Origin of the sequence: Serratia sp. BW106 (assembly GCF_002607755.1) — a bacterium.
GTDB classification, from domain to species: Bacteria; Pseudomonadota; Gammaproteobacteria; order Enterobacterales; family Enterobacteriaceae; genus Serratia; species Serratia proteamaculans.
In genome coordinates this window covers 192,740-217,897 of record NZ_MCGS01000021.1, presented here as the reverse complement: position 1 = coordinate 217,897, position 25,158 = coordinate 192,740, and the positions used below count along the sequence as shown (strand labels likewise).

Sequence of the window (25,158 nt, the reverse complement as noted above, 5' to 3'; positions counted from 1 at the left end):
CTGTTTTTTACTGCATCAGGGTCGAGCTTGCTCGGCCCTTTTTATTAACTTTCATTCATTGCGACAACGACAAAATCGGCCCAAATAAGCTATCTTATCCATACGGGTTTAATTACTGTATGCATAAACAGGTCTGACATGAAGGGATTCCCACCGCTGATTAACGCATTGCTGGCCAGTTCGCTGGTACTGACCATTGGCCGTGGCGTCACGCTGCCGTTCATTACCATCTATCTCACCGGGCATTTCCACCTGCTGCCGAAAAGCGTCGGCATTATTCTGGGCGCTAGCCTGGCAATTGGCATTTTCGCCAGCCTGTACGGCGGTTATTTAGTCGACAAGTTCAACAAAAACACGTTGATCCTGATTTCTATTCTGCTGTTCGCCCTGAGTTTTTTCGCTATCCCGTGGATCCCGAGACCGGGCGGTATCATCGTGGTATTGGCGATCCTGCATACCGCCTATTCAGTACTGGGCATCACCATCAAGGCCTGCTTTGCCGACTGGCTGCCGGTTGCCCAGCACATCAAGGCCTTTTCGATTAATTACACGCTGGTGAACGTTGGCTGGGCGGTGGGCTCATCATTGGGCGTGATGGTGGCAGGCTTGAATCCGTTATTACCGTTTTATCTCTCCGGGGGGCTGGCCTTGCTCACCGTGACGGCGCTGAGTTTTGGCCTGCGCCGGCAAGGCACGGCATCACCTGGAGCGACCGAGCTCGCGCCGATCGCAGCGCCCGATTTCCGCCAGACGCTGGCCATCCTGCGTAACGATCGCCGGCTGATTTACTTTACCCTCGGCAGTACGCTCGGGGCGGTCGTTTTCGGCCAGTTCACCGGCTATTTGTCGCAATACCTGATCCTCGTTTCCAACGCAGAGTTCGCCTATCAGGTCATTGGGGCGGTGATGATCGTCAATGCCTGTATCGTCATTGCCCTGCAGTACCTGCTGAGCCGCGGCATGCGTCAGGAAAACATGCTGCGCTGGCTGGTGTTGGGCACGCTGTTTTTCATTCTCGGGCTGATCGGGTTTAGTCTGGCCGGGCAATCGCTTTGGCTGTGGATCGCGGCGATGGCCATATTTACCCTGGGCGAGATTATTGTGATCCCGGTGGAATACATGTTTATCGACTTTATCGCGCCACAGCATCTAAAAGGCAGCTACTACGGGGTACAAAACCTCAGCGCACTGGGCGGTGCCATCAACCCGGTACTCTGCGGTTTTATTCTTAGCTACGCCGCCCCACACATGATGTTCCTGATGTTGATTGCCGCCGCGTTGTTCAGCCTGTTATTCTTTTTCCTCGGCCATCGCCTGGCGCAAAAACAGCCGCGCAGTGCCGACATTATCACTACAGAATAAAGGCGCACCGGGCTTAACTGCGGCTGTCAACCTGCCTGACAGGCATGAAAGCCATAGAGAGAATTCATGGTGTGATTTGTGGCGAAGGTCACAGTTTAATTGTATGATGAATGCGTCAGTTAAACGGGATTAAGTTATGGCCAACGTGCTCACACTGTGCTGGAAATACCTGAGGGCAATCGTCCTTATCTACTTTTGCTTGTTTGTCGGCAATGCTATCGCGGCACTGCTGCCGATCGCGATTCCCGGCAGCATTATCGGCATGTTGCTGCTGTTCGCCCTGCTCTCCACGCAAATTATGCCGGCCAAATGGGTTAAACCCGGCTGCCATCTGCTGATCCGTTATATGGTGCTGTTGTTCGTACCCATCGGCGTTGGCGTGATGAAATACTACGACCAGATCCTCGATCACCTCGGCCCACTGGTGGTCTCCTGCATTGTCAGCACTCTGATGGTGCTGGTGGTGGTGGGCTATACCTCACATTATTTCCACCGGGAGCGCCGCATCGTTGGCAAACCGGATGCGGCGGAGGGCGAAAAATGATCCATGAAATCTGGTGGTCATTGCCGCTGTCGCTGGCGGTCTACTTTGCAGCGCGTAAGCTGGCACAGTGGCTGAATATGCCACTGCTGAACCCGTTGCTGGTATCGATGGCGGTGATCATTCCCCTGCTGTTACTGACCGGCATCCCTTATGAGCGCTACTTTCAGGGCAGCAAAATCCTTAACGACCTGTTGCAACCGGCCGTGGTGGCGCTGGCCTATCCGCTGTATGAGCAACTGCATCAAATCCGTGCGCGCTGGAAGTCCATTATCGCCGTCTGTTTTATCGGCAGCATGACCGCCATGATCAGCGGCGGCGCCATTGCTTTGTGGATGGGTGCCACGCCGGAAATTGCCGCGTCCATCATGCCGAAGTCGGTCACCACGCCCATCGCCATGGCGGTCGCGGAGTCGCTCGGTGGTATCCCGGCGATCAGCGCCGTCTGCGTGATTTTCGTCGGTATTCTCGGCGCAGTATTCGGGCATACGCTGTTTAAAATATTGAAGATCACCACCCGCTCGGCGCGTGGACTGGCAATGGGCACAGCCTCTCACGCGTTGGGGACTGCACGCTGCGCGGAAATGGACTATCAGGAAGGCGCATTCGGCTCGTTGGCGCTGGTGATCTGCGGCATCATTACCTCACTGCTGGCCCCCTTTTTGTTTCCGGTATTGCTGCATTTGTTCGGTTAAACGGCCCAAAACTTGCGAGACATCTCGCAATTATGGCTTTCATTGCATTGATTTCATCAATAAAGAGATTTGCATCACACTTTATTCACGCAGGGCTGCCTAGAATGTTATCCCGTTAACCTGTAGAGAGAGTTTCTATGCACCCGCGTTTTCAAACCGCTTTCGGCGAACTGCCCGCCTCATTGCAATCCGTCCTGCTGTCTTATATGGATGCGCCTGATTTCCCGGCCATGCTCAAAGCAGAACAGGTGGAGGCGATTAAGCAACGCTGCGGGCTGGATGATGATGCTCTGGCATTCGCTCTGCTGCCACTGGCGGCAGCCTGCTCGTTAGCCCCGATCTCCCAGTTTTACGTCGGTGCCATTGCCCGCGGGCAGAGCGGTAATCTGTATTTTGGCGCCAACATGGAGTTCAGCGGCGCGCCGATGCAACAAACCATTCATGCAGAACAGTGTGCGGTTACCCATGCCTGGCTGCGTGGCGAACCCGCTCTGGTTTCCATCACCGTTAACTACACGCCTTGCGGCCACTGCCGCCAGTTTATGAATGAACTGAACAGCGGTAGCGATCTGAAAATCCGTCTGCCCGGTCGTGAGCCGGCAACGCTTGGCGATTATCTGCCGGATGCCTTCGGCCCGAAAGACCTGGATATCGCCACGCTGCTGATGGATCGGGTCGATCACGGCTTCCAACTGGCCCTGACTGACGAACTGGAACAGGCAGCACTGGCTGCCGCCAATCAGAGTCACGCTCCCTACAGCAATGCCCACAGCGGCGTCGCGCTGGAAGCCGAGGACGGCACCATTTACACCGGCCGCTATGCGGAAAACGCCGCTTTCAACCCGAGTCTGCCACCGCTGCAAGCCGCGCTGATCCTGATGAACGTCTCCGGCGGCGACTGCCAAAAAGTGAGCCGCGCGGTACTGGCCGAACCCGAAAGCGCCATCCTTACCCAATGGGACGCGACCCGTGCCACCCTGGCTGCCCTGGGTTGCCAAAATGTCAGCCGCATTACTTTCTGATCCTGACCCTGGCGGTGCCGCCCGGCACCGCTGTTAACAGCCCCGCAAGCCGATTACAATGGCATTCACGTCTTAAAACACTTTCTTTAGTTAAATTAGGACTTGATCGTCGATAATTACGCCAATTTACCTCATGATCCGATAACAATTGCTGTACATATTTCCCCGATCTTTTAGGATCACCCTTATAAAGTTATCCGATACGTTGAAGAGCAAAAGCCATGGAACTTGAATACGAAAGCAAACGCCCTCTCTACATCCCTTATGCCGGCCCGATCCTGCTGGAATTCCCGCTGCTGAACAAAGGCAGTGCCTTCACCGAGGATGAGCGCAGCCATTTCAACCTGCAAGGCTTACTGCCCGATGCGGTGGAAACCATCGAGGAGCAGGCGGAACGCGCCTATCGCCAGTATCAGGATTTTAAAAACGACAGCGATAAGCACATCTACCTGCGTAACATCCAGGACACCAACGAAACTCTGTTCTACCGTCTGCTGGACTCACACCTGAGCGAAATGATGCCGATCATCTACACGCCAACGGTGGGTGAAGCTTGTGAGCACTTCTCTGATATTTATCGCCGGGCGCGTGGGCTGTTTATCTCTTACCCTAACCGCGATCGCATTGACGACATGCTGCAAAACGCCACCAAGCAAAACGTTAAGGTGATTGTCGTCACCGACGGTGAACGTATTCTCGGCCTGGGCGACCAGGGCATTGGCGGCATGGGCATTCCTATCGGTAAACTGTCGCTGTATACCGCCTGCGGGGGCATCAGCCCGGCCTATACCTTACCGGTGGTGCTGGACGTGGGTACCAATAACCCACAGCGCCTGAACGATCCGCTGTACATGGGCTGGCGTCATCCGCGTATTTCAGGTGATGAATACCACGCTTTCGTTGAAGAATTTATCCAGGCGGTGAAACGCCGCTGGCCGAACGTGCTACTGCAGTTTGAAGATTTCGCTCAGAATAACGCGACCCCACTGCTGAACCGCTACCGTGATGAAATCTGCTGCTTCAACGACGATATTCAGGGCACCGCCGCGGTCACGCTGGGCAGCCTGATTGCCGCCAGCCGCGCTGCCGGCAGCCAATTGCGCGATCAAACCGTCACCTTCCTGGGAGCCGGTTCCGCCGGTTGCGGCATTGCCGAGCAAATTATCGCGCAGATGAAATCCGAAGGTCTTAGCGAAGATGAAGCGCGCGCCCGCGTGTTCATGGTCGACCGTTTTGGTCTGCTGACCGACAAACTGCCTAACCTGCTCGATTTCCAGAGCAAGCTGGTGCAGAAGAGCGAAAACCTGAGCGCATGGCAGACGTCCAGCGATGCCATCTCGCTGCTGGACGTGGTACGTAACGCCAAGCCAAGCATTTTGATCGGCGTTTCCGGCCAGCCGGGCTTGTTCACCGAAGAACTGATCCGCGAAATGCACAAGCATTGTCCGCGCCCAATCGTGATGCCGCTGTCCAACCCGACCTCACGCGTGGAAGCCCGTCCGGAAGACATCATCAACTGGACTGAAGGCGCTGCGCTGGTCGCTACCGGCAGCCCGTTCGCACCAGTGCACTATAAAGATCAGCAGATCCCAATCGCCCAGTGCAACAACTCCTATATCTTCCCGGGTATTGGTCTGGGTGTGTTGGCCTCCGGCGCGACCCGTGTCACGGACGCAATGCTGATGGCCGCCAGCCGTGCGTTGGCCGAATGTTCCCCGCTGGCCACCGACGGGCATGGCGCACTGTTGCCGGATATCGACGATATTCAAGGCGTGTCAAAATGCATCGCGATGGAAGTCGGCAAAGCGGCTCAGTTGCAGGGAATGGCGGTAGTCACCTCTGAAGAAGCCCTGTCAAAAGCCATCGAACACAACTTCTGGCGGCCGCAATACCGCAGCTACAAGCGCACCTCATTCTGATTTGTAGATATATTGTCCCACCAAAGCCCGTTATTAGGGAGAGCGTGCCGAAGGGGTCGTAGCAGCTTCAGCTGCCGGAGTGCCCCTCGGTGCGCTAGGCCCGAGTATCTCGGGCATGAAGACAACTGATCAACAAACCCAAGGTCCGGCTCGCCGGGCCTTTTTTATTGGCAAAACCGCCTAAAAATGCGGCGCAATGCGTGCCAGAGGCGGGGACAAGCTTGCTTCAACCAGTCAGGTAAAGTAGCCTTGAGCCATCTTTTTTGGCCCCTGTGCGCGTAAGGCAATAACATGTGGAAACGCCTGATAATCAGCCTGTTCGTCATCATTGCACTGCTGATGCTCTCGGCTCTCGCGCTCGATCGCTGGATCAGCTGGAAAACGGCACCTTTCGTCTATGATGAACTGCAAGGGCTGCCCCATCGCCAGGTCGGCGTGGTACTGGGTACCGCCAAATATTACCGTACCGGCGTGATCAACCAATATTACCGCTACCGTATTCAGGGCGCGATCAACGCCTATAACAGCGGCAAGGTGAAATATCTGCTGCTGAGCGGTGACAATGCCCAGCAAAGCTACAACGAACCTATGACCATGCGCCGCGATTTGATCGCCGCAGGTGTAGCGCCCAGTGATATCGTGCTGGATTACGCCGGATTCCGCACCCTGGATTCGATCGTGCGCACCCGTAAAGTGTTCGATACCAATGACTTTATTATTATCACCCAACGCTTCCACTGTGAGCGCGCGCTGTTTATCGCGTTGCATATGGGGATCCAGGCGCAGTGCTACGCGGTACCGTCACCAAAAGATATGATGACAGTGCGTGTGCGTGAGATCTTCGCCCGCCTTGGCGCACTGACCGACTTGTATATTCTCAAACGTGAACCGCGCTTTCTCGGCCCGCTGATCCCAATTTCCTCCATGCACACCATCCCGGAAGATGCCCAGGGTTATCCGGCAGTATCACCGGAACAATTGGTCGAGTTGGAGCACAAGCTGGCGGCGGAAAAACAGAAAGCCAAACAGCCTTAATTCCCCCCTCACTAAAAATAAAAACGGCCAGCATTTGCTGACCGTTCCCATTGTAGCGAAGACTTACTTCTTCTTGGCGTACTTCAGTGAATCCAACGCTACCGCGAAGATAATGATGCCGCCCTTGATGATGTACTGCCAGTAAGGGTTAACGCCAATGTAGGTCAGGCCGTAGTTGATGACGGTGAAGATGATCACCCCGGTCACCACCCCCAGCACCGTACCTACCCCGCCGGCAAAGGACACTCCGCCCACCACACAGGCCGCAATAGCATCCAGCTCATACATAAAGCCGAGGTTGTTGGTGGCACTGCCGATACGCCCCGCTTCCAGCAAACCGCCGAAGGCATAGAACACACCAGACAGCGCATAAATCATGATCAGGTTCAACGGCACATTGACGCCGGAAACCTTGGCTGCCTCAGGGTTACCACCGATGGCGAAGATATTTTTGCCGAAGCGGGTTTTATTCCACAGGATCCAGACGAAAATAATCGCAATGATGGCGTAGAAGGTAATGTACGACAGCTTAAAGTCGCCAAAGCGCAGGAACCCCTGAGCAAAGGTGGAGAACTTGGGATCAAACCCCGCCACTGGGGATGCGCCAACAGAGTCGTAATACAGCGAGTTAATGCCGTACACGATAATCATGGTACCCAGAGTGGTAATAAACGGCGTCACGTTCAGGTAGGCGATGATCAACCCGTTCACCAGACCGATCACTGCACCCACGGCACACACCAGCAGGATCACCAGCGGGATCGACCAGGTTTCCATGTGCGGAAACACCTTGTTGACGTTGTCCATCGACTGCAACAACGTCGCGGCGATCACCGCGGCCAACCCCACCTGACGCCCGGCGGACAGGTCCGTCCCCTGGGTAACAATCAGCCCCGCCACACCCAGTGCAATAATAATGCGTACTGAAGACTGAGTCAGAATGTTACTCAGGTTCATTAAGCTGAGGAAAGTCGGATCCTGGATAATAATAATTGCCAGCAGCACCAGCAACACTACGTAAATGCCACCTTCCTTGAAATAGGTGAACAAAGTTTTCTTATTCAGCGCGTTCATAATTCTGATCCTTAAAGGTGCAGGGATGCGAGACGTAAAATTTCATTTTGCGAGGTCTGTTTGGTGTTAACGATGCCCGCAACCTGACCATTACTCATCACCAGTATTCTGTCGGTAATTCCCAAAAGCTCCGGCATTTCAGACGAGACAATAATGATCCCCTTGCCCTTCTTCGCCAGTTCGGTCATCAACTGATAAATTTCGAATTTGGCGCCAACGTCAATGCCACGCGTCGGTTCATCCAGCATTAATATTTCCGGCTGGGTCAGCAGCCAACGGCCGATGATCACCTTCTGCTGGTTACCGCCGGACAGCGAACCGATATTGGTATGATGACCCGGCGTCTTGACCCGCATGGCGTCGATCACCCATTGGGTATCGCTTTTCATGCGGGCGTTATCCAGCAGGCCGATTTTGTTTTTATAGTTACGGATGTTGGAGATCAGCGAGTTAAAACCGACGTCCAGATAAGCATAAATCCCGGTGGAACGGCGCTCCTCCGTCACCAGGGCAAAACCGTGGTTAATCGCTTCATTGGCGCTGTGGTTATTGATCGCCTTGCCGTGCAGCTTGATGGTGCCCGCCACTTTTTCGCGGATGCCGAACAGCGTCTCCAGGATGTCGGTGCGCTTGGCGCCCACCAGCCCGGCAATACCGAGGATCTCCCCCTGATGCAGATCGAAGGAAATATCGCGAATCGAAGGCTGGCGTAATGAGGTCAGGCCCTTCACCTCCAGGATCACCTCGCCCGGCGTATTCTGCCGATCGGGGAAACGCTGGCTGAGCGAACGCCCCACCATCATCGAAATGATCTTGTCCATATCCAGCCCTTCCAGCGGCTGGGTGGCGATCCACTGACCATCACGCAGGATGGTGATCTCGTCGCACAGTTGGAAGATCTCTTCCATCTTGTGCGAGATATAGACGATGCCGCAACCGCGCTCTTTCAGCTTACGGATAATGGTGAACAGATGATTCACCTCTTTTTCCGTCAGCGAAGAGGTCGGCTCATCCATGATCACAATCTTGGCGTCGTAGGAGAATGCCTTGGCAATTTCGATCATCTGCATTTGCGATACCGATAACGTGCCCACTTTATCCCGTGGGTTGATATCAATATCCAGCTCGTCGAATATCGCCTGGGTGTCCTTCAACATCTTGTCCTGATCGACAAACATGCCCTTGGTCGGATAACGTCCCAACCACATGTTGTCCATCACGGTGCGCTGCAACACCAGATTCAATTCCTGATGCACCATTGAAACGCCGTGTTCCAGCGCCTCTTTAGAGCTTTTGAAATCAATTTCCTGGCCCTGAAAAATAATACTGCCGGCATCTTTTTTATAAATGCCAAACAGGCATTTTAATAATGTCGATTTGCCCGCGCCGTTCTCCCCCATTAATGCATGAATGGAGTGCGGACGAACGCGCAGATTCACATTATCCAATGCCTTGACGCCGGGAAACGACTTACTGATATCAGTCATTTCCAGCAGAAATTCGCGTGGGCTGTCGGCCATAAATACACCTGGCTTATCGGTCTTTTAATATCGTAAATTCCCCCACCCACGGCTTTCCTGGTGTTGGCGGCCGTGGGCGGGGGTCATTGTGGGTTATCTCAGCGTTTATTTCACAAACTGAGACAGGTTGTCTTTATCTACGCCAACGTAAGGAATACGGACCACTTTATTTTCAATCTTATATTTGGTGCCGTCGGCAGCCGGTTTGCCCGCAGCCAGGTTTTTCGCCAGTTCGAAGGTGGCCTTAGCCTGATTGTCAGCATCGTTCAGCACCGTTCCCGCCATCGCGCCGGACTTCACCATCGCCAAAGCTTCTGGCAGTGCATCGACACCGAATACCGGAATGCTGGTTTTGTTATGCGCTTTCAGCGCTTCAACCGCACCCATCGCCATCGCATCGTTATTGGCGATCACCACTTCAATTTTGTTGGCGTTAGGGCCAGACAACCAGGCATCCATCTTGTCTTTGGCCTGAGCGGTATCCCACATCGCGGTATCCATCTGCAGCGCCTGAGTCTTGATGCCGTTGTCGTTCAGCGTTTTCACCACATAGGTGGTGCGCGCTTCGGCATCCGGGTGACCTGGCTCGCCTTTCAGCAGCACGTACTGGATCTGGCCGTCTTTGTTCAGATCCCAGTTCGGGTTAGCCTTCCAGTGTTTCTCGATCAGTTGGCCCTGGATCACCCCGGACTCTTTGGAGTCGGTCCCTACGTAATAAGCTTTGTCATAGCTGTCCAGCGCTTTGCGGGAAGGTTCTTTGTTGTAGAACACGATCGGGATATCGTTTCCGCGCGCCTTATCGATAATCACCGGAGCGGCGGCCGGATCAACCAGGTTGATCGCCAGCGCTTTAACGCCCTTGGCGATCAGCACGTCGATCTGATCGTTTTGTTTGGATTGGTCATTCTGCGAGTCATTCATCAGCAGGGTAACGTCCGGAGAGGCCTTGGCGTCTTTCTCTATTGCCTTGCGTACCACCGACATAAAGTTGTCGTCATATTTATAAATTGTGACGCCAATACGGGTGTCTGCATGCGCTGCGGCGCCAAACATCATGGCTGCGGCCGTCGCGGCCAGGGTGAAAACCTTCTTATTCATTGTGTGTCTCCGGTTTAGGTAGGGTCTTGCTCGGTATTAGGCCAAAGGTAACCGGTGGTGAGTGCACAACCGGGCCTGGCAGTTTCCCTGTCATCCGTGAATCATGTTATTCCTGAAAAAGGTGGTGCCAGCGCGAGGTAAAAAACAGCAGCGGCAAGTGCCTTTGCGCTGGAAAACGCCTAGAGCATAGACGGCGCGATGTTAATAATCTGTGAATTTTCTCACAGATTGAAAACGGTTACACAAGATTAAATGTTCAGAGAGTGACCGCTGCCTCACTTTGCCACGGCGCCACAGAATGGCGACGTACCAGGGTAGGCATAAACAAATGACGGGCCTGTGGCTCCAGCCGGCCTGCCGCACCCAGCAGGGCCAGCTCGGTAGCCAGCGTCGCCATGGTAACAATGGGATAGCGCACCGTGGTGAGCTTGGGGCTGGTATAGCGTGCGATGGGGATATCATCGAACCCCACCAGCGAGAAATGTTGCGGTACTGTGATACCGTTTTCTTTCAGCACCGCCATGGCACCGGCGGCCATGGCGTCATTGTAGGCAAACACCGCGCTCAAATGCAGGTTACGGCCGAGTAACTCGACCATGGCCGCTTCCCCGCCCTGCAGGTCCGGCGAACCGTAGGCGCGCCAGTTGTCCGGCGTGATCAGCCCTGCAGCGCCCATGGCCTGCGAGTAACCCTGCTGGCGCAGCGGCCCGTCTTCGATCGGGTGATTGGAGCCCAGATAGCCGATACGCTGATGACCTTGCGACAACAGCAAGCGCATCGCCATCTCCGCGCCGCTGACGTTGTCCAGACCGACGCAGCGGTGCTCATAGCCGGCAATAATACGGTTGATCAACACCATGCCCGGCACCTGATCGAGAAAGGTCATCAGCTCGGCATCACACAACGTTTTAGCATGAACAATCAAGGCATTACAGCGCTGGCGAATCAGCACCTCGATGGCGTGACGCTCTTTATCCGCCTGGTGATAACTGTTGCCGATCAGCAGATATTTGTGGTGTTGCTGCGCCACGGTGTCTACCGCTTTCACCAGCGCACCAAAGAAGGGATCGGAGACATCCATCACCACCACCCCGAGGGTATCGCTGCTCTGCGTGGCCAGCGCCTGCGCATTGGCATTGGGCCGATAACCCAGTTCAGCCACCGCCTTCAGCACCTGTTCACGCGTCTCTTTACTGGTCAGGGCGCTGTGATTCAGCACGCGGGAGACGGTCGCTACGGACACGCCCGCACGCTTCGCCACGTCGCGAATGGTGGTTGGGTGAACAGAGGAGGTCATGAAAGATCCTGAGGTCGGGGTAGTTGACAGTGGCGCTATCCTACCCCGTTTGTCATCCTCCTCTGCGTGAATTACGTCACAGGAAAGAAAACGTTTACATACATTTTTTTAACCTACCTGCGCCAGATCTCAATTCAGCGCTCTTGGCTCGGTCTTGCCGGCGGCCAGATGGGTCAATTTGCGCCACAGCCATTCCACTGGTCCCTGGGTGAAATAACGCAGCCACAGGTTAGAAAACAACAGGTTAGCCAACCAGACCAGCGGAACAAACGCCAACAGCTGCAGACGGTCAAACTGTTGGTACAGGCCGAAGCGGTAGAACAGCGTGGTGCAGATCAGCGTTTGCAGCAGATAATTGCTCAGCGCCATACGCCCGACCTGCGTCAGCCAATGCCCGATACGCAGGCGCGACAGCGTTGGCCAGAAACCGTAGCACAGCGCCAGATAGCCCATAGCCTGCAGCGGTGCACCCAGTTCGCGCGGCACCTGCAATAAAAACCCGCTCCAGCGGTAGTCCCAGTGAAGATGCCATTGCAACGCCACTGCCGGCAGTTGGATCAGCAATGAAAGCGGTATCAGCCAGGCGGCCTGACGGCGGTAATAACCCGGCGAATAGGTGCCACGCAGCCAACCGCTGCGCATCAGTCCGGCACCAAACAGCATCAGCCCCGCCAACTCCCAACCGTATTGCGCGCCAATCGCCAACAGGCTGGAAGAGAGCAGATCGGTACGGCTCCGCCAGGCCTCCATACCGCCCTGCAGCTTCCAGAATTTTTCATACTGCAGTTCCGCCACCCCAGGCTGCCAGAAACCACCCGGTTCACCGTGCGACATAAAGCCCAGTAACAGCAGGACCCCGACACCGATCAGGTATAGCACCACGCCGGTTTTCAACAGTTGATAGGTTTCTTTGGCTTCGCGGATCATCCGCCAGCACACCAGCCCGATCAGACCGTAAGCCAGCAGGATGTCACCGTCCCAAAGAAAAATGGCATGCGCCAAGCCAAACAGCACCAGCCACGACAGCCGAGCACGTATCCATCCCTTGCCGCGCCGCAGCAGCATCTGCAGGCCGGCACCAAACAACAAGGCGAACATCGCCAGGAACTTGGCCTGTGCGAAAATATCCAGCAGCGCCCAGGTCCAGGCGTCACGCGATGACGGCAGCCCCAGATAGGCAGGATTCAGGTAGGCCGCCTTCGGCAGGCCAAAGGCGCTGATATTCAGCAGCAGAATGCCAAGGATGGCGATACCGCGCACACAGTCCAGAGTGGCGATGCGCGGCAGCGGTGTGGTCGAAGTGTTGTTCATTATTTTACCGCTGTATTCCGGTCATTAAAAAGGCGCCCGCAGGCGCCTGTTTTTTTATCACTCACACATCACCCCTGGTGATGTCGCACCGCACGCAGAAATTCCTGGCGAGTGTTCTGGCTGGACTTGAACAGCCCACCCAGCGAGGTGGTGGTGGTCGCGCTGGTCGCGTCGCGGATACCGCGCGCCTTAACACAATAATGGACCGCATCGATAGATACCGCCACGTTATTGGTGCCCAGCAGAGTTTGTAATGCCACCAGGATCTGCTGAGTCAAACGCTCCTGCACCTGTGGGCGCTGGGAGAAGAACTGCACGATACGGTTGATCTTCGACAGGCCGATCACCGCATCTTTCGGGATATAGGCCACGGTCGCCTTGCCATCGATGGTGACGAAGTGGTGCTCACAGGTACTGGTCAGGGTAATGTCGCGCACCGTCACCATTTCATCCACCTTCATCTTGTTTTCGATGACGGTGATTTTTGGGAAGTTGGCGTAGTCCAGACCAGAGAAAATCTCATCAACATACATTTTGGCGATGCGGTGTGGGGTTTCCGCCAGGCTATCGTCGGACAGATCGAGATTAAGCAGTTGCATGATTTCCGTCATGTGCTCTTTAATACGGCGCTTGCGCGTCTCGCGATCCAGCACTTCACCACGCAACGGGGTTTCCAGGCCACGCTCTTCGAGCGCCGCGTGAACCAGTACAGCTTCTTTACTTAATGATGTCATTTCATCTCTCCAACGGACTGGAACTCACCCCTCCGGCTGCTTTACCGAGCAGACGGGCGAATTGCATACTCTCCTGACGACAGAAGTTTCCGTCATTAATAACGTGAACCCGGTCAAGATTTTGACCCCACTCTAGATGAGAGTGAGGGGATTATCCAGTGATTGTGCTTCATCAACAGGTGAAATATTCGCATTTAGCACAATCAGGCCCGCTGCGGCTATTCCACGTTTTTTGTACGGAATTTAATCACAACGGCGTCGGTTTTCGTGCCAGCTCACGCGCCGGCGTATTCACCACCAGCAGTCCGGCGACAATCAGGCCGGCCACAGCAACATATAACGCCGGTTCCAACCTATGGGTCAGGGCCGTTGACAGCGCCGACAGCGTAGGACCAACCAACTGACCCACGGCATAACCCGTAGTCAACAATCCCGCCATATAGCGCGCATGCTTGGGTGCCAGCTCCCTGCCGTGCTGGATCGACAACTGCACCACGCTGAGGAAACCACCACCGGTCAACAATGCCCCCAGCGCCAGCCCGGCCACCCCCGGCACGATTTCCGCGCTCAAGACTCCTAACGCCTGTACCCACAGGGTAATGGCCAGACGGGTTTGGGTGGTCAGCTTGTGGCGGGTCAGGATACCGATAACAATCCCCAGTACCGCCGCCCCACCGAAGATCGGCCAGACAAATTGCGCGAACACGCTGCCGGGAAAACGTGCGGCGGCCATTTGCGACAGAAAGGTGGCCGGCAGAATATAGCCAAAGCCCGCCAGGCTGTAGCTCCACACCAGCCGCTTCAGCGCCGGGGTCAGCAGCAGCGGCTCCGGAGCCACATCCGGACGATGTAATTCACCGGCCTTCGGCAGGTTAATGCTGATTGCACCAATCAATACCAGCGCCAGCACGCCGTACACCAGCCAGGCCTGAGACGCCGTCAGTGCCAGGCTGTGAATGCCAACCGCCAGCATACCGCTGATAAAAATCCCGGCCCCCGGCCCCGCGAAGACCGCCGCACTGAGAGCCGGACGGCCATAATGTGCCAGCCGCTCATTGGTCCAGGCCGCCACCAGCACCATCGCCCAGCCGCTGGCCCAGCCAATCAGGAAACGCACGGCACCGTGCCACCATTCGCCCTGCACCCAGGCAGAAAGCAACGTCAAGATGACCGCGCCCCACACGCCCAGCCACAGCCGACGCTCGACATGCCGACTGGCCCGCATCGCGTCATAAGCACCGCACAGGTAGCCCAGGTAGTTGATGGCCGCCACCAGCCCGGCACCGGTCAGGGTAAACTGGTGCTCGGCAATCATCAGCGGCACCTGCGGGGTAAAGGCGAAGCGGCCAATCCCCATGGCTACGATCAACGCAATAAAGCCGCTCAGGGCAATTCTTAAGGCCATGTAGAGTTTCCAGACTGTTAAAAGAAAGTTGCCAGTATCATGCCGCAGTATTACACTCACAAAAACTGAATAATACTCACCAAGTTCATCACGAAAAGAGAAGATAATGGATCTGACCCAGCTCCGCATGTTCTGTAGCGTCGCCGAAACCGGCTCCGTTGCCCGTGCTGCCGAGCAACTGCACCGCGTACCCTCTAATCTGACCACCCGCCTGCGTCAGCTTGAACAGGAACTGGGCACCGATCTGTTCATTCGCGAAAAACAGCGCCTGCGCCTTTCGCCGATGGGCCATAACTTTCTCTGCTATGCCAACCGTATTCTGGCGCTGAGCGAAGAAGCCATGAGTATCACCCATGCCGGTGAGCCGGCAGGCAACTTCGCTATCGGTTCGATGGAAAGCACCGCCGCCACCCGTTTGCCCACTTTGCTGGCGGCCTATCACCAACGCTTCTCACAGGTGTCGCTGTCGCTGACCACCGGTACCTCCGGCGAGATCACCGAACGGGTGCGCGCCGGTACGTTGGCAGCGGCGCTGGTCGACGGGCCGGTGCAATATGACGAACTCAACGGCTGCATCGCCTTCCCCGAGCATATGGTAGTGATCTCCTGCCTCGATCACCTGCCGATCCATAGCGCCAAAGACGCCAAGGGCGAAACGCTGTTTGCCTTCCGCGCCAGTTGTTCTTATCGCCTGCGGCTGGAATCCTGGTTCAAGCGCGAAGGCGTGCTGCCGGGTCAGGTGATGGAAATTCAGTCCTACCACGCCATGCTGGCCTGTGTCGCCAGCGGTGCCGGGCTGGCGATGATCCCGCATTCGGTGCTTAGCCTGCTGCCAGGCCATGAGCGCGTGAAAGTGCATACCCTGCCGGATGACATCGCCCAAACCGCCACCTGGCTATTGTGGCGGCGGGATGCCTTTGGCCCGAACGTGCGTGCCCTGAAAGAATTAATTATTGAACAGGCGGAAACCCTCGCGGTTGAAAACACTGCCTGTGATTTACCAGATGCTATCGACATAGCCTGATTAAAAAATAGACCACTGGAGACTATGATGGAAATGATCAAAACCCGCGCCGCCGTTGCCTGGGGCCCGAACCAGCCGCTGAAAATTGAAGAAGTCGATTTAATGCCACCGCAAAAAGGTGAAGTGCTGGTGCGGATCGTCGCCACCGGCGTCTGCCACACCGATGCCTACACCCTGTCCGGTGCCGATCCGGAAGGCGTGTTCCCGGCGATCCTCGGCCATGAAGGCGGTGGCGTGGTGGAGGCCATTGGTGAAGGCGTGACCAGCGTGGAAGTCGGCGATCACGTGATCCCGCTGTACACCCCGGAATGTGGCGAATGCAAATTCTGTAAATCCGGCAAAACCAACCTGTGTCAGGCAATCCGCGCGACCCAGGGCAAGGGACTGATGCCGGACGGCACCACCCGCTTCTACAAAGATGGCCAGCCTATTTTCCACTACATGGGCACTTCCACCTTCTCCGAATACACCGTGGTACCGGAAATCTCACTGGCGAAAATCAGTAAAGAAGCGCCGCTGGAAGAAGTCTGCCTGCTGGGTTGTGGCGTTACCACCGGCATGGGTGCGGTAATCAACACCGCCAAAGTGCAGAAAGGCGATACCGTGGCCATCTTCGGCCTCGGCGGCATCGGCCTGTCGGCGATCATCGGCGCACAGATGGCAGGCGCAGGCCGCATCATCGGCATCGATATCAACACCAGCAAGTTCGACCTGGCACGCAAACTGGGCGCAACCGACCTGATCAACCCGAAAGACTACGATAAGCCGATTCAGGACGTGATCGTTGAACTGACCGACGGCGGCGTTGATTTCTCCTTCGAATGTATCGGCAACGTCAACGTGATGCGTTCGGCGCTAGAGTGCTGTCACAAAGGCTGGGGCGAATCGGTGATTATCGGCGTAGCCGGTGCCGGTCAGGAGATTTCTACCCGTCCGTTCCAACTGGTGACCGGCCGTGTGTGGCGTGGTTCCGCTTTCGGCGGCGTGAAGGGCCGTTCGCAACTGCCAGGCATCGTCCAGCGTTATATGGACGGCGAGTTTGCGCTGAATGACTTTATTACCCACACCATGGGGCTGGAGCAGATTAACGAAGCGTTCGATTTGATGCACGAAGGCAAATCCATCCGTTCCGTTATTCACTTCGACAAAAAATAAGCCAGGAGGCAGAGATGACCTTGTCATTAGAACTTCTCGAAGAGCACCGTATGTTCGGCGGCTGGCAACAGCGTTATCGCCACGCGGCGCAGAGCCTGAATTGCAACATGACTTTCAGCATCTATCTGCCGCCACCGCGCGATGATAACCCGCCGCCGGTGCTGTACTGGCTGTCGGGGCTGACCTGCAATGATGAAAACTTCACGCTGAAGGCCGGTGCGCAGCGTATCGCCGCCGAGCTGGGGCTGGTGCTGGTGATGGCTGACACCAGCCCGCGTGGCGACGATGTGCCCAATGATGAAGGTTACGACCTGGGTCAGGGGGCCGGCTTCTACTTGAATGCCACCCAGGCCCCCTGGGACAAGCACTTTCGCATGTACGACTACATCAGCGATGAGTTGCCGGCGTTGATCCATCAGCATTTCAGTGTCAGCGATCGTCAGTCGATCTTCGGTCACTCAATGGGTGGCCACGGCGCACTGGTGATGGCATTCCGCAATCCGCAGCGTTTCCGTTCGGTGTCGGCGTTCGCGCCCATCGTTAACCCCTGCCAGGTGCCATGGGGGCGTAAAGCCTTCGCCGCCTATTTGGGTAACGACGAAAGCCAATGGCTGCAATATGACAGTTGCCACCTGCTGGCCAACGGCGCGGAAAAAATGCCGGTGCTGGTGGATCAGGGTGATGACGATCAGTTCCTGGCGGATCAACTGCAACCGGCGAAGCTGGCCGAGCTGGCCCGCCAGCGCGACTGGCCGCTGACCCTGCGCATTCAGCCGGGTTATGACCACAGCTACTTCACCATCGCCAGCTTTATCGAAGACCACCTGCGCTTCCACGCCGAACATCTGTTCCGCTGATCGAAAAATCTGGGCGGTTACCCCGCCCGGATTTAATCAAATACCGTCGAGAAGAAAATCTATTGCGGCTTTGACCTCGGTTCGGTATTGGGTAGCATCGCAAAATTCAGCGCCCAAGGTACGAACGGGGATACTGGCCATCTCATGAGTCATAACGGCGTACTCATTGTCATCCACCAGCCTGACCAATGGGACCAAACGTTCCGGGCGAGTGCTACCTGGGTATTTTTCAATGGGCAATAACGGGATCACGACTCGACGATTTAATTGCCCGATGATATCGCTCGTCACATCAAGCAGCAGCGGGTAAACAGTACTTTTCCCTGTATTTGCATATACCGTAAATTGCATCGCTAAAACGTCCTGTATTCGTCACTGAAACAGCCATGTTCATCATGAAAACGGTTCAGAGCCTCAATAGCCTCTCGGTTATCTTCCTTCCATTTTCTCATCTCATGCTGACGCAATTCGGCATCCAAAGCAGCGTTCAGCGTAGCACTGAGGTTAATACCCGCCTCACGTGCACGGCTCAACAAGCTGCGTTCTACCGTCATGGTAACGCTTTGCGTCGTTCGTTGTTTTACTGGCATCAGTACCTCCACAATAGCCTTCGTGCAAGCAACACGGCTTATTGAACGGATAGTAACACCAGGGAGCGGTGTTAGCCCATTCAAATGTGCTCCACACACCATGGCGAAAACATGTCTGGCCGCTGACCCTGCGCATTCAACCGGATTACGACCACAGCTACTTCACCATCGCCAGCTTTATCGAAGACCACCTACGCTTCCACGCCGAACACCTGTTCCGCTGATCAATGATCTATTGGTCTTTACTTACCATTATACCAGCGATAGAAATCAATCAGGTGGAAGCAAACACCTCTGAACCCAAAGAAAATAAGAATCAATATTATTAATTCAATGTAATTATTATTTTCAAATGTGATACTCAAAGATGACGCATTGAATATTAGTATAGTCAACACAAGGCTAACACCCGAAACAAAAGATTCTTTTATATTATATGCATGCATGAACTATCCATCTTCGCATACAATACTGAACGATATCCAATCTTAAATACTCCAGACCAAGCAAGACTTGGTATATTTAACTTCAACCTAAAGACCTAAAATTAAAAAGCCAAAAACCCTTTCATACTTAACCTTGAGGCTGACATTTTTACATGCTACCAACGACATTGACCATTTACACTATTTGGATTACGGTTCCCAGCAAGAGCACCATTATTACCTCGGTTATCTCCTCTGTTAGATTTTTGGTTTGCACACGTCACTGCAGTGCTTAAACCAGCAGCCACAGATAAACCAAGCATGGCCGATGGGCCTCCTGGCATTCCTGTGAACGCACCAATAATAGCGTTCATCCCAACTTGATTCGCACAGGTATTAGGGGCTCCGCCATAACGGCCTTCTCTATCCATCCGTCCCCCATTACCTTCATAACCTGAGTCAGCATTTCCCCCAGAAATCAAAGCCAGATCCTGTGTTGTTAGCTCTCGAATCGTCATATTATTCACTCCATGAATTAAACTTATCTAACCTTAATAGCCAGATTGATGTAAAACATATCAATAGTATAATTGTACAAATTAAATGCAAACACTTTTAAATAAAATAAAGACATGATAACAAAATAAAAGATTAGCACATTGGGTATACTTACCGAATATGCTAACATGTCATGTTTAATTAAATGATTAACACCTTCGTATATTAATCGTTATTATTTTCGCTTTGCTCTATCCCTTTAATTTCGGATCCAGCGCGTCACGCAGCCCGTCGCCCAGCAGGTTGAACGCCAGTACGGTGATAAATATCGCCAGGCTGGGGAAGATCGCCACGTGCGGTGCAATCACCATATCCGCCCGCGCCTCATTGAGCATCGCGCCCCACTCCGGTGTTGGCGGCTGCGCGCCCAGACCGAGAAATGACAGACTGGCGGCGGTGATGATCGAGGTGCCGATACGCATGGTAAAATACACCACAATCGACGAAATCGTCCCCGGCAGAATATGCCGCAGGATGATGGTCCAGTCGGACGCACCGATGCTGCGCGCCGACTCGATATAAGTCAGGTGCTTCAATACCAGCGTATTGCCGCGCACCAGCCGGGCAAAAGCCGGGATGCTGAAAATCGCGACCGCGATGATCACGTTGGACATACCGCTGCCCATAATCGCCACCACGCCAATCGCCAGCAAAATGCCGGGAAAGGCGAACAGCACGTCACAGATTCGCATGGTGATACGATCCCACCAGCCTTCGTAATAACCGGCCAGCAGCCCCAACAGCGTGCCGATCAGCCCGCCGACCAGCACCGAGAACACCCCGGCGGCCAATGAAATGCGGGTCCCCATCAGAATGCGACTGAAAATATCCCGGCCTAGCGAATCCACACCCAGCCAGTGCACCAGCGAAGGTCCCTCGTTCAGACGGTCATAATCAAAGTAGTTTTCCGCATCAAACGGCACCAGATAAGGTGCCAACAGCGCGGCGACCACCAGCAACAGCACCAGCAGCCCGGCGACCAGGGCCACGCGTTGTTGGCGGAACCGCCGCCAGAACTCATGCCAGGGCGTGCGAACCGCGTTAGGGTTGATCGTCGGCATCGCCTTCAGTGCAGCGTTGCGTCGCCAATACTTAATCATCCAGCGTCCTCATTTGTAGCGTATCGCCGGGTTAATTGCCGCATACAGCAGGTCCACCAACAGGTTAATCAGAATGAACTCCAGTGAGAACAGCAAGACTTCGGCCTGGATCACCGGGTAGTCACGCATCTCCACCGAGTCGACCAGCAGCCTGCCCAGCCCTGGCCAGTTGAACACCTTCTCCACCACGATCGAGCCGCCGAGCAAAAAGCCAAACTGCAATCCCATCATGGTGACGACCGGGATCATCGCGTTACGCAGGCCGTGTTTCACCACCACCACGGTTTCCCGTACGCCCTTGGCGCGCGCGGTACGCATGTAGTCTTCCTGCAGCACTTCGACGAACGAAGCACGGGTAAAACGCGCCATTACCGCTGCCACCGCCGCTCCCAGCGTGATCGAGGGCAGAATATAGTGCCGCCAGCTGTCGGCCCCCACCGTCGGCAACCAGCCAAGGTTGACGGAGAACACCTGCATCAACAGCATGCCAAGCGCAAAAGCGGGGAATGAGATGCCGGAAACCGCTAACGTCATGCCGAGGCGGTCCGGCCAGCGGTTACGCCAGACGGCAGACACCATACCGATGCCCATACCGAAGATCGTCGCCCACAGCATGCTGGTCAGGGTCAGCCACAGGGTCGGCAGAAAGCGCGAGCCAATCTCTTCGCTTACCGGGCGTTTGGAGACCATTGAGGTGCCAAAATCCCCCTGCAGCGCATTGACAAAAAAGTGCACGAACTGCTGTGGCAGCGGCTTGTCGAGCCCCAGATCCTTGCGTACCAGTTGCACCACCGCCTCGTCGGCCTCCGGCCCTGCCGCCAGCCGCGCCGGATCGCCGGGCAACATATGGACGAACAGAAACACCAGCACCGCGACAATCAGCAGCGTCGGGATCAACCCCAGCAGTCGTTTCAGAAAATAATTAAGCATCTCGGGTGAGTCCCCTCACCCCGCCCTCAATGAGAGCGGGGATTGGCGCCTTATTTAAGGTCGGCATTATCAAAGTTGAACGAGGTATCCGGCATTACATAGAAACCACTCAACTGTTTGTTGTTGGCCGACAGCAAACGCTCGGTCGCCAGGAAGATCCACGGCGCATCAGCCCAGATGCGATCCTGCGCGTCCTTGTACAGTTTTTGCTTCTCGCCGCGATCGGTGGTCGCCAGCGCACCGGTCAGATCCTGGTCCACCTGTGGGTTACTGTAGAACGCGGTGTTGAACTGCTTGGGTGGTGCCGCCTGGGTAGAGAACAGCGGCGACAGCGCCCAATCCGCCTCACCGGTTGACGCAGACCAGCCGGTATAGAACATCCGCACGCCGGTGTCTTTCACCCCAACGCTTTCCACCTGTGCCGCACGTTGACCGGCATCCATCGCCGTCACCGTCACTTTTACCCCTACCTGCGCCAACTGCTGCTGGGCAAACTGCAGGACTTTCTGCGCGGTGCTATGGTTATGCGACGACCACAGGGTGGTGGTGAAGCCGTTCGGGTAGCCTGCTTCCTTCAGCAGTTCGCGCGCCTTGGCCGGATCGTATGGCCATGGCTTATAACGGGTAGCAAAGTCTATCGCCGGCGGCACTGGACCTTCTGCCGGTACCGCGTAGCCGGAGAACGCCACCTTGATCAGCGCATCTTTGTTGATGGCGTAGTTCAGCGCCTGCCGCACTTTCAGATTATCAAACGGCTTCTGGGTGACGTTCAGGCTGATATAGCGTTGCAGGATAGAAGGGGCCGCCACCAGATCAAGCTTGGCATTGCCTTCCAGCACCTTGGCCTGCTCATAAGGGATCGGGAAAGCAAAGGTCGCTTCGCCGGTCTGCAACATCGCCGCGCGGGTATTGTTATCCACGATCGGCCGCCAGGTGATGCTGTCGAGTTTCGGCAGCCCCGGCTTCCAGTAACCGTCAAACTTCTTCACCTTGACGAAATCGGTCTGGTTCCAGGTCACGAACTGGTAAGGGCCGGTACCGACCGGATGGAAACCAATCTCTTTGCCATACTGCTTCAGCGCCGCCGGGGAAATGATCACCGCCGCTGGGTGCGCCAGGTTATTGATAAACGCCGAGAATGGCGCTTTCAGCACGATCTTGACCGTTGTAGCATCCACCACTTCGGTTTTGTCGATCATCTTGAACAGGTTGTAACGCTTGAGGTGGTTGTCCGGGTTGCTGGCACGATCCAGGTTAACCTTCACCGCTTCGGCGTTAAATTCGCTGCCGTCATGGAATTTCACTCCCGGATGCAGCTTGACGGTGTAAGTCAGGCCGTCTGGGCTCACCTCGTAGCTGTCCGCCAGCACGTTTACCAGCTTCATGTCCTTGTCAAAGCCGAACAGACCCTGATAGAAGGATTTGGCCACCGCCTGCGACAGCGTGTCGTTGGCGTCATACGGGTCAAGCGTGGTGAAATTGGACGCGACGGCGATCACCGCATCTTTCGCCGCCCAGGCCGGGCCTGCGCCCACCGCCGCCAACAGCACGACGGCCGCTAATGCCTTACGTTTGAATGTGTGCTTCATGGTGCTTGCATCTCCTGAGGTCATTAAAAGGCACCGGCGATCGGATGACGGGCAACAAAGTGCCCGGGGCCAACCTGCACCAGCGGTGCGGTAACGGGTTCATCGCCCAGCGCGCGGATCGGGCTGGGAATTTCATCGACCAGCAGCGGCTGGCGTTGGTGAGCATGGGCCGGATCGGCCACCGGTACTGCTGCCATCAGCTTGCGGGTGTAGGCGTGCTGCGGGTTATCAAACACCGCACGGCGCGGGCCAATCTCGACAATCTGCCCGAGGTACATCACCGCAACGCGATGGCTGATACGCTCCACCACCGCCATATCATGTGAGATAAACAGAAAGGCAATGCCAAACTCACGCTGTAAATCGAGCAACAGGTTGACGATCTGCGCCTGAATCGACACATCGAGCGCCGATACCGATTCATCAGCGATCACCACTTTTGGGTTGAGTGCCAGCGCGCGCGCAATGCAGACTCGCTGTCGTTGCCCGCCAGAGAACTCATGCGGGTAGCGACGTGCGTGTTCGGGTTTCAATCCGACGCGCTCCAGCAGCCAATCGACCCGTTCTTGTGCGGCCTTGCCGCGTGCCACGTTATGCACCAGCAGCGGTTCCATAATCGAGAAGCCGACGGTCAGACGCGGATCGAGCGAGGCATAAGGATCCTGGAAGATAAACTGGATATCCCGCCGCAGATGCTGCAACGCCGGGCCTTTCAACTGATTGATCTGGCGACCGTCAAAGGTAATGGTGCCGCGCTGACTGTCCACCAGCTTCAGCAAGGATCGGCCGGTGGTGGACTTGCCGCAGCCGGACTCCCCCACCAGCCCCAGGGTTTCACCGGGGTAGAGATCGAAACTGACGTTTTCCACCGCGTGTACCCGGCGGGTGACCCGGTTCAGAATGCCGCTGCGCAGATCAAAGCGCGTCACCAAATTCTCCACCCGCAGGATCGGCGCCGCACCGGGCGGCACGGTATCCTGTGGGCCGCCATTGTCCGCCCCGTTCGGCAACGGAAATTTGGCCGGAAAATCTTGTTGTGCCATCGAACCCAGCTTCGGTACCGCTGCCAACAAGGCCTGGGTGTAGGGCTGTTGCGGTGCGGCAAACAGCTCGCGCACCGGTCCCTGCTCCACCCGTTCCCCCTGACGCATCACCAGGACCCGGTCGGCAATCTCCGCCACCACGCCCATGTCGTGGGTGATGAAAATGACCCCCATCTGCATTTCCTGCTGCAGCACGCGGATGAGCTGCAGGATCTGCGCCTGAATAGTGACATCCAGCGCGGTGGTCGGTTCGTCGGCAATCAATAATGCCGGTTTACAAGACAGCGCCATGGCGATCATCACTCGCTGGCGCATGCCGCCAGAAAGTTGATGCGGGTAGCGGTTAAGCACGTCTTTGGCTTCGGGAATGCGGACCAGATCGAGCATCTGCAAGGCGGCTTGTTTGGCAGCCCGATGATCCATCGCCTGATGCAGACGCAGGGATTCGGCGATCTGCTCACCCACCGGGAATACCGGATTCAGTGAGGTCATGGGCTCCTGAAAAATCATCGCCATATCGGCACCGCGTACCGTCCGCAGCGTCCCCTGGCGGGCACGGGCCAAATCAAGCACCTCACCGTTGCGCCGACGGAAGGGCATGGCACCGCTGACGATATTGCCACCGCCCTGTTCCACCAGCCGCATCAAGGCCAGCGAGGTGACGGATTTGCCCGAGCCGGATTCGCCGACGATCGCCAGCGTTTCACCGCGATCGACATCGAATGACAGGTTGCGCACCGCATCCAGGGTGTCACCCTGTTGATGAAACTGAATACTGAGATCGCATACTGAAAGTACGCGTTGTGGCGGCAACCATAGCCCAGCGTCGGCCGTGGGCGGCATCAAGGTATCGGTCATGCACCCTCCTGGTGAT

Annotated in this window: 23 protein-coding genes and 1 pseudogene; 10 read left to right on the top strand and 14 right to left on the bottom strand. The window is 55.7% G+C overall.

Features of this window, described 5'->3' with window-relative positions:
• Positions 1-138 precede the first annotated feature (138 nt).
• The 6 genes from BEI65_RS15625 to sanA all read left to right on the top strand — a co-directional run bounded on the left by BEI65_RS15625 (position 139) and on the right by sanA (position 6,574).
• The gene (locus tag BEI65_RS15625; protein ID WP_099064117.1) at positions 139-1,362 is read left to right on the top strand and encodes an MFS transporter; all 1,224 of its coding nucleotides are present in this window, start codon (positions 139-141) and stop codon (positions 1,360-1,362) included.
• A 136-nt stretch (positions 1,363-1,498) separates the two neighbouring features.
• A complete protein-coding gene (locus BEI65_RS15620) occupies positions 1,499-1,906 on the top strand; it encodes a CidA/LrgA family protein (RefSeq protein WP_099064116.1) in 408 nt (135 codons plus the stop codon).
• A complete protein-coding gene (locus BEI65_RS15615) occupies positions 1,903-2,598 on the top strand; it encodes a CidB/LrgB family autolysis modulator (protein WP_099064115.1) in 696 nt (231 codons plus the stop codon). The genes BEI65_RS15620 and BEI65_RS15615 overlap by 4 nt, the downstream gene beginning before the upstream one ends.
• 137 nt (positions 2,599-2,735) lie before the next feature.
• Positions 2,736-3,620 carry a cytidine deaminase gene (cdd, locus tag BEI65_RS15610; protein WP_099064114.1) on the top strand — a complete coding sequence of 295 codons (885 nt, stop codon included), beginning with the start codon at positions 2,736-2,738 and terminating at the stop codon, positions 3,618-3,620.
• 221 nt (positions 3,621-3,841) lie between these two features.
• A complete protein-coding gene (locus BEI65_RS15605) occupies positions 3,842-5,539 on the top strand; it encodes an NAD-dependent malic enzyme (protein WP_099064113.1) in 1,698 nt (565 codons plus the stop codon).
• Between the two features lie 291 nt (positions 5,540-5,830).
• Positions 5,831-6,574, top strand: coding sequence for an outer membrane permeability protein SanA (gene sanA, locus BEI65_RS15600; RefSeq protein ID WP_085115933.1), 744 nt, complete (start codon positions 5,831-5,833; stop codon positions 6,572-6,574).
• 63 nt (positions 6,575-6,637) lie between these two features.
• Here sanA and mglC read toward each other — a convergent pair whose 3' ends face one another.
• The 7 genes from mglC to BEI65_RS15565 form a co-directional block, all read right to left on the bottom strand.
• Positions 6,638-7,648 (bottom strand): galactose/methyl galactoside ABC transporter permease MglC, encoded by a 1,011-nt coding sequence (mglC, locus tag BEI65_RS15595; protein WP_012005998.1) that lies wholly within the window; start codon positions 7,646-7,648, stop codon positions 6,638-6,640.
• Positions 7,649-7,659: 11 nt separating this feature from the next.
• Positions 7,660-9,168 carry a galactose/methyl galactoside ABC transporter ATP-binding protein MglA gene (gene mglA / locus BEI65_RS15590; RefSeq protein ID WP_085115932.1) on the bottom strand — a complete coding sequence of 503 codons (1,509 nt, stop codon included), beginning with the start codon at positions 9,166-9,168 and terminating at the stop codon, positions 7,660-7,662.
• 105 nt (positions 9,169-9,273) lie between these two features.
• Entirely contained in the window at positions 9,274-10,266 is a 993-nt protein-coding gene (gene mglB, locus BEI65_RS15585) for a galactose/glucose ABC transporter substrate-binding protein MglB (protein WP_099064112.1), read from the bottom strand.
• 256 nt (positions 10,267-10,522) lie between these two features.
• The gene (gene galS / locus BEI65_RS15580; RefSeq protein WP_099064111.1) at positions 10,523-11,563 is read right to left on the bottom strand and encodes an HTH-type transcriptional regulator GalS; all 1,041 of its coding nucleotides are present in this window, start codon (positions 11,561-11,563) and stop codon (positions 10,523-10,525) included.
• 129 nt (positions 11,564-11,692) lie between these two features.
• Positions 11,693-12,874 (bottom strand): DUF418 domain-containing protein YeiB, encoded by a 1,182-nt coding sequence (gene yeiB / locus BEI65_RS15575; protein ID WP_099064110.1) that lies wholly within the window; start codon positions 12,872-12,874, stop codon positions 11,693-11,695.
• Between the two features lie 68 nt (positions 12,875-12,942).
• Positions 12,943-13,608 (bottom strand): GTP cyclohydrolase I FolE, encoded by a 666-nt coding sequence (gene folE, locus BEI65_RS15570; protein WP_012005993.1) that lies wholly within the window; start codon positions 13,606-13,608, stop codon positions 12,943-12,945.
• 247 nt (positions 13,609-13,855) lie between these two features.
• The gene (locus tag BEI65_RS15565) at positions 13,856-15,013 is read right to left on the bottom strand and encodes a YbfB/YjiJ family MFS transporter (RefSeq protein ID WP_099064109.1); all 1,158 of its coding nucleotides are present in this window, start codon (positions 15,011-15,013) and stop codon (positions 13,856-13,858) included.
• Positions 15,014-15,119: 106 nt separating this feature from the next.
• Between BEI65_RS15565 and BEI65_RS15560 the strand changes: the two genes are divergently transcribed.
• From BEI65_RS15560 to fghA, 3 genes are read left to right on the top strand one after another with little or no spacing between them, the layout of a single operon-like run.
• The gene (locus BEI65_RS15560; protein ID WP_099064108.1) at positions 15,120-16,037 is read left to right on the top strand and encodes a LysR family transcriptional regulator; all 918 of its coding nucleotides are present in this window, start codon (positions 15,120-15,122) and stop codon (positions 16,035-16,037) included.
• Positions 16,038-16,064: 27 nt separating this feature from the next.
• Positions 16,065-17,192, top strand: a complete 1,128-nt coding sequence (locus BEI65_RS15555; RefSeq protein WP_198404463.1) for an S-(hydroxymethyl)glutathione dehydrogenase/class III alcohol dehydrogenase — start codon at positions 16,065-16,067, stop codon at positions 17,190-17,192.
• A gap of 14 nt (positions 17,193-17,206) precedes the next feature.
• Positions 17,207-18,049 (top strand): S-formylglutathione hydrolase, encoded by an 843-nt coding sequence (gene fghA / locus BEI65_RS15550; protein WP_099064107.1) that lies wholly within the window; start codon positions 17,207-17,209, stop codon positions 18,047-18,049.
• 36 nt (positions 18,050-18,085) lie between these two features.
• Here fghA and BEI65_RS15545 read toward each other — a convergent pair whose 3' ends face one another.
• Both BEI65_RS15545 and BEI65_RS15540 read right to left on the bottom strand, forming a co-directional pair.
• Positions 18,086-18,400 (bottom strand): CcdB family protein, encoded by a 315-nt coding sequence (locus BEI65_RS15545; RefSeq protein ID WP_099064106.1) that lies wholly within the window; start codon positions 18,398-18,400, stop codon positions 18,086-18,088.
• A 2-nt stretch (positions 18,401-18,402) separates the two neighbouring features.
• Positions 18,403-18,639 carry a type II toxin-antitoxin system CcdA family antitoxin gene (locus BEI65_RS15540; protein WP_012005987.1) on the bottom strand — a complete coding sequence of 79 codons (237 nt, stop codon included), beginning with the start codon at positions 18,637-18,639 and terminating at the stop codon, positions 18,403-18,405.
• Between the two features lie 104 nt (positions 18,640-18,743).
• On the opposite strand from BEI65_RS15540, the pseudogene BEI65_RS15535 reads away from it, so the two are divergent.
• Positions 18,744-18,863, top strand: a pseudogene (locus BEI65_RS15535) (S-formylglutathione hydrolase); the annotation flags it as partial.
• Positions 18,864-19,240: 377 nt separating this feature from the next.
• Here the strand turns inward: BEI65_RS15535 and BEI65_RS26850 are convergent.
• From BEI65_RS26850 to BEI65_RS15510, 5 genes are all read right to left on the bottom strand, one after another.
• Complete coding sequence (locus BEI65_RS26850) at positions 19,241-19,582, bottom strand: hypothetical protein (RefSeq protein WP_157765455.1); 342 nt, start codon at positions 19,580-19,582, stop codon at positions 19,241-19,243.
• 231 nt (positions 19,583-19,813) lie between these two features.
• On the bottom strand, positions 19,814-20,722 hold the full coding sequence (gsiD, locus tag BEI65_RS15525) for a glutathione ABC transporter permease GsiD (protein WP_099064104.1): 909 nt from the start codon (positions 20,720-20,722) through the stop codon (positions 19,814-19,816).
• Positions 20,723-20,731: 9 nt separating this feature from the next.
• Complete coding sequence (gsiC, locus tag BEI65_RS15520) at positions 20,732-21,652, bottom strand: glutathione ABC transporter permease GsiC (RefSeq protein ID WP_099064103.1); 921 nt, start codon at positions 21,650-21,652, stop codon at positions 20,732-20,734.
• A gap of 50 nt (positions 21,653-21,702) precedes the next feature.
• Complete coding sequence (gene gsiB, locus BEI65_RS15515; RefSeq protein ID WP_099064102.1) at positions 21,703-23,241, bottom strand: glutathione ABC transporter substrate-binding protein GsiB; 1,539 nt, start codon at positions 23,239-23,241, stop codon at positions 21,703-21,705.
• Positions 23,242-23,264: 23 nt separating this feature from the next.
• Positions 23,265-25,142, bottom strand: coding sequence for a dipeptide ABC transporter ATP-binding protein (locus BEI65_RS15510; protein ID WP_099064101.1), 1,878 nt, complete (start codon positions 25,140-25,142; stop codon positions 23,265-23,267).
• Positions 25,143-25,158: the final 16 nt, after the last annotated feature.

Bases quoted from the DNA above. Each gene is read 5' to 3' on its own strand.
- BEI65_RS15625 (WP_099064117.1), top strand. From the start codon at position 139: ATGAAGGGATTCCCACCGCTGATTAACGCATTGCTGGCCAGTTCGCTG.
- BEI65_RS15620 (WP_099064116.1), top strand. From the start codon at position 1,499: ATGGCCAACGTGCTCACACTGTGCTGGAAATACCTGAGGGCAATCGTC.
- BEI65_RS15615 (WP_099064115.1), top strand. From the start codon at position 1,903: ATGATCCATGAAATCTGGTGGTCATTGCCGCTGTCGCTGGCGGTCTAC.
- cdd (WP_099064114.1), top strand. From the start codon at position 2,736: ATGCACCCGCGTTTTCAAACCGCTTTCGGCGAACTGCCCGCCTCATTG.
- BEI65_RS15605 (WP_099064113.1), top strand. From the start codon at position 3,842: ATGGAACTTGAATACGAAAGCAAACGCCCTCTCTACATCCCTTATGCC.
- sanA (WP_085115933.1), top strand. From the start codon at position 5,831: ATGTGGAAACGCCTGATAATCAGCCTGTTCGTCATCATTGCACTGCTG.
- mglC (WP_012005998.1), bottom strand. From the start codon at position 7,648: ATGAACGCGCTGAATAAGAAAACTTTGTTCACCTATTTCAAGGAAGGT.
- mglA (WP_085115932.1), bottom strand. From the start codon at position 9,168: ATGGCCGACAGCCCACGCGAATTTCTGCTGGAAATGACTGATATCAGT.
- mglB (WP_099064112.1), bottom strand. From the start codon at position 10,266: ATGAATAAGAAGGTTTTCACCCTGGCCGCGACGGCCGCAGCCATGATG.
- galS (WP_099064111.1), bottom strand. From the start codon at position 11,563: ATGACCTCCTCTGTTCACCCAACCACCATTCGCGACGTGGCGAAGCGT.
- yeiB (WP_099064110.1), bottom strand. From the start codon at position 12,874: ATGAACAACACTTCGACCACACCGCTGCCGCGCATCGCCACTCTGGAC.
- folE (WP_012005993.1), bottom strand. From the start codon at position 13,608: ATGACATCATTAAGTAAAGAAGCTGTACTGGTTCACGCGGCGCTCGAA.
- BEI65_RS15565 (WP_099064109.1), bottom strand. From the start codon at position 15,013: ATGGCCTTAAGAATTGCCCTGAGCGGCTTTATTGCGTTGATCGTAGCC.
- BEI65_RS15560 (WP_099064108.1), top strand. From the start codon at position 15,120: ATGGATCTGACCCAGCTCCGCATGTTCTGTAGCGTCGCCGAAACCGGC.
- BEI65_RS15555 (WP_198404463.1), top strand. From the start codon at position 16,065: ATGGAAATGATCAAAACCCGCGCCGCCGTTGCCTGGGGCCCGAACCAG.
- fghA (WP_099064107.1), top strand. From the start codon at position 17,207: ATGACCTTGTCATTAGAACTTCTCGAAGAGCACCGTATGTTCGGCGGC.
- BEI65_RS15545 (WP_099064106.1), bottom strand. From the start codon at position 18,400: ATGCAATTTACGGTATATGCAAATACAGGGAAAAGTACTGTTTACCCG.
- BEI65_RS15540 (WP_012005987.1), bottom strand. From the start codon at position 18,639: ATGCCAGTAAAACAACGAACGACGCAAAGCGTTACCATGACGGTAGAA.
- BEI65_RS26850 (WP_157765455.1), bottom strand. From the start codon at position 19,582: ATGACGATTCGAGAGCTAACAACACAGGATCTGGCTTTGATTTCTGGG.
- gsiD (WP_099064104.1), bottom strand. From the start codon at position 20,722: ATGATTAAGTATTGGCGACGCAACGCTGCACTGAAGGCGATGCCGACG.
- gsiC (WP_099064103.1), bottom strand. From the start codon at position 21,652: ATGCTTAATTATTTTCTGAAACGACTGCTGGGGTTGATCCCGACGCTG.
- gsiB (WP_099064102.1), bottom strand. From the start codon at position 23,241: ATGAAGCACACATTCAAACGTAAGGCATTAGCGGCCGTCGTGCTGTTG.
- BEI65_RS15510 (WP_099064101.1), bottom strand. From the start codon at position 25,142: ATGACCGATACCTTGATGCCGCCCACGGCCGACGCTGGGCTATGGTTG.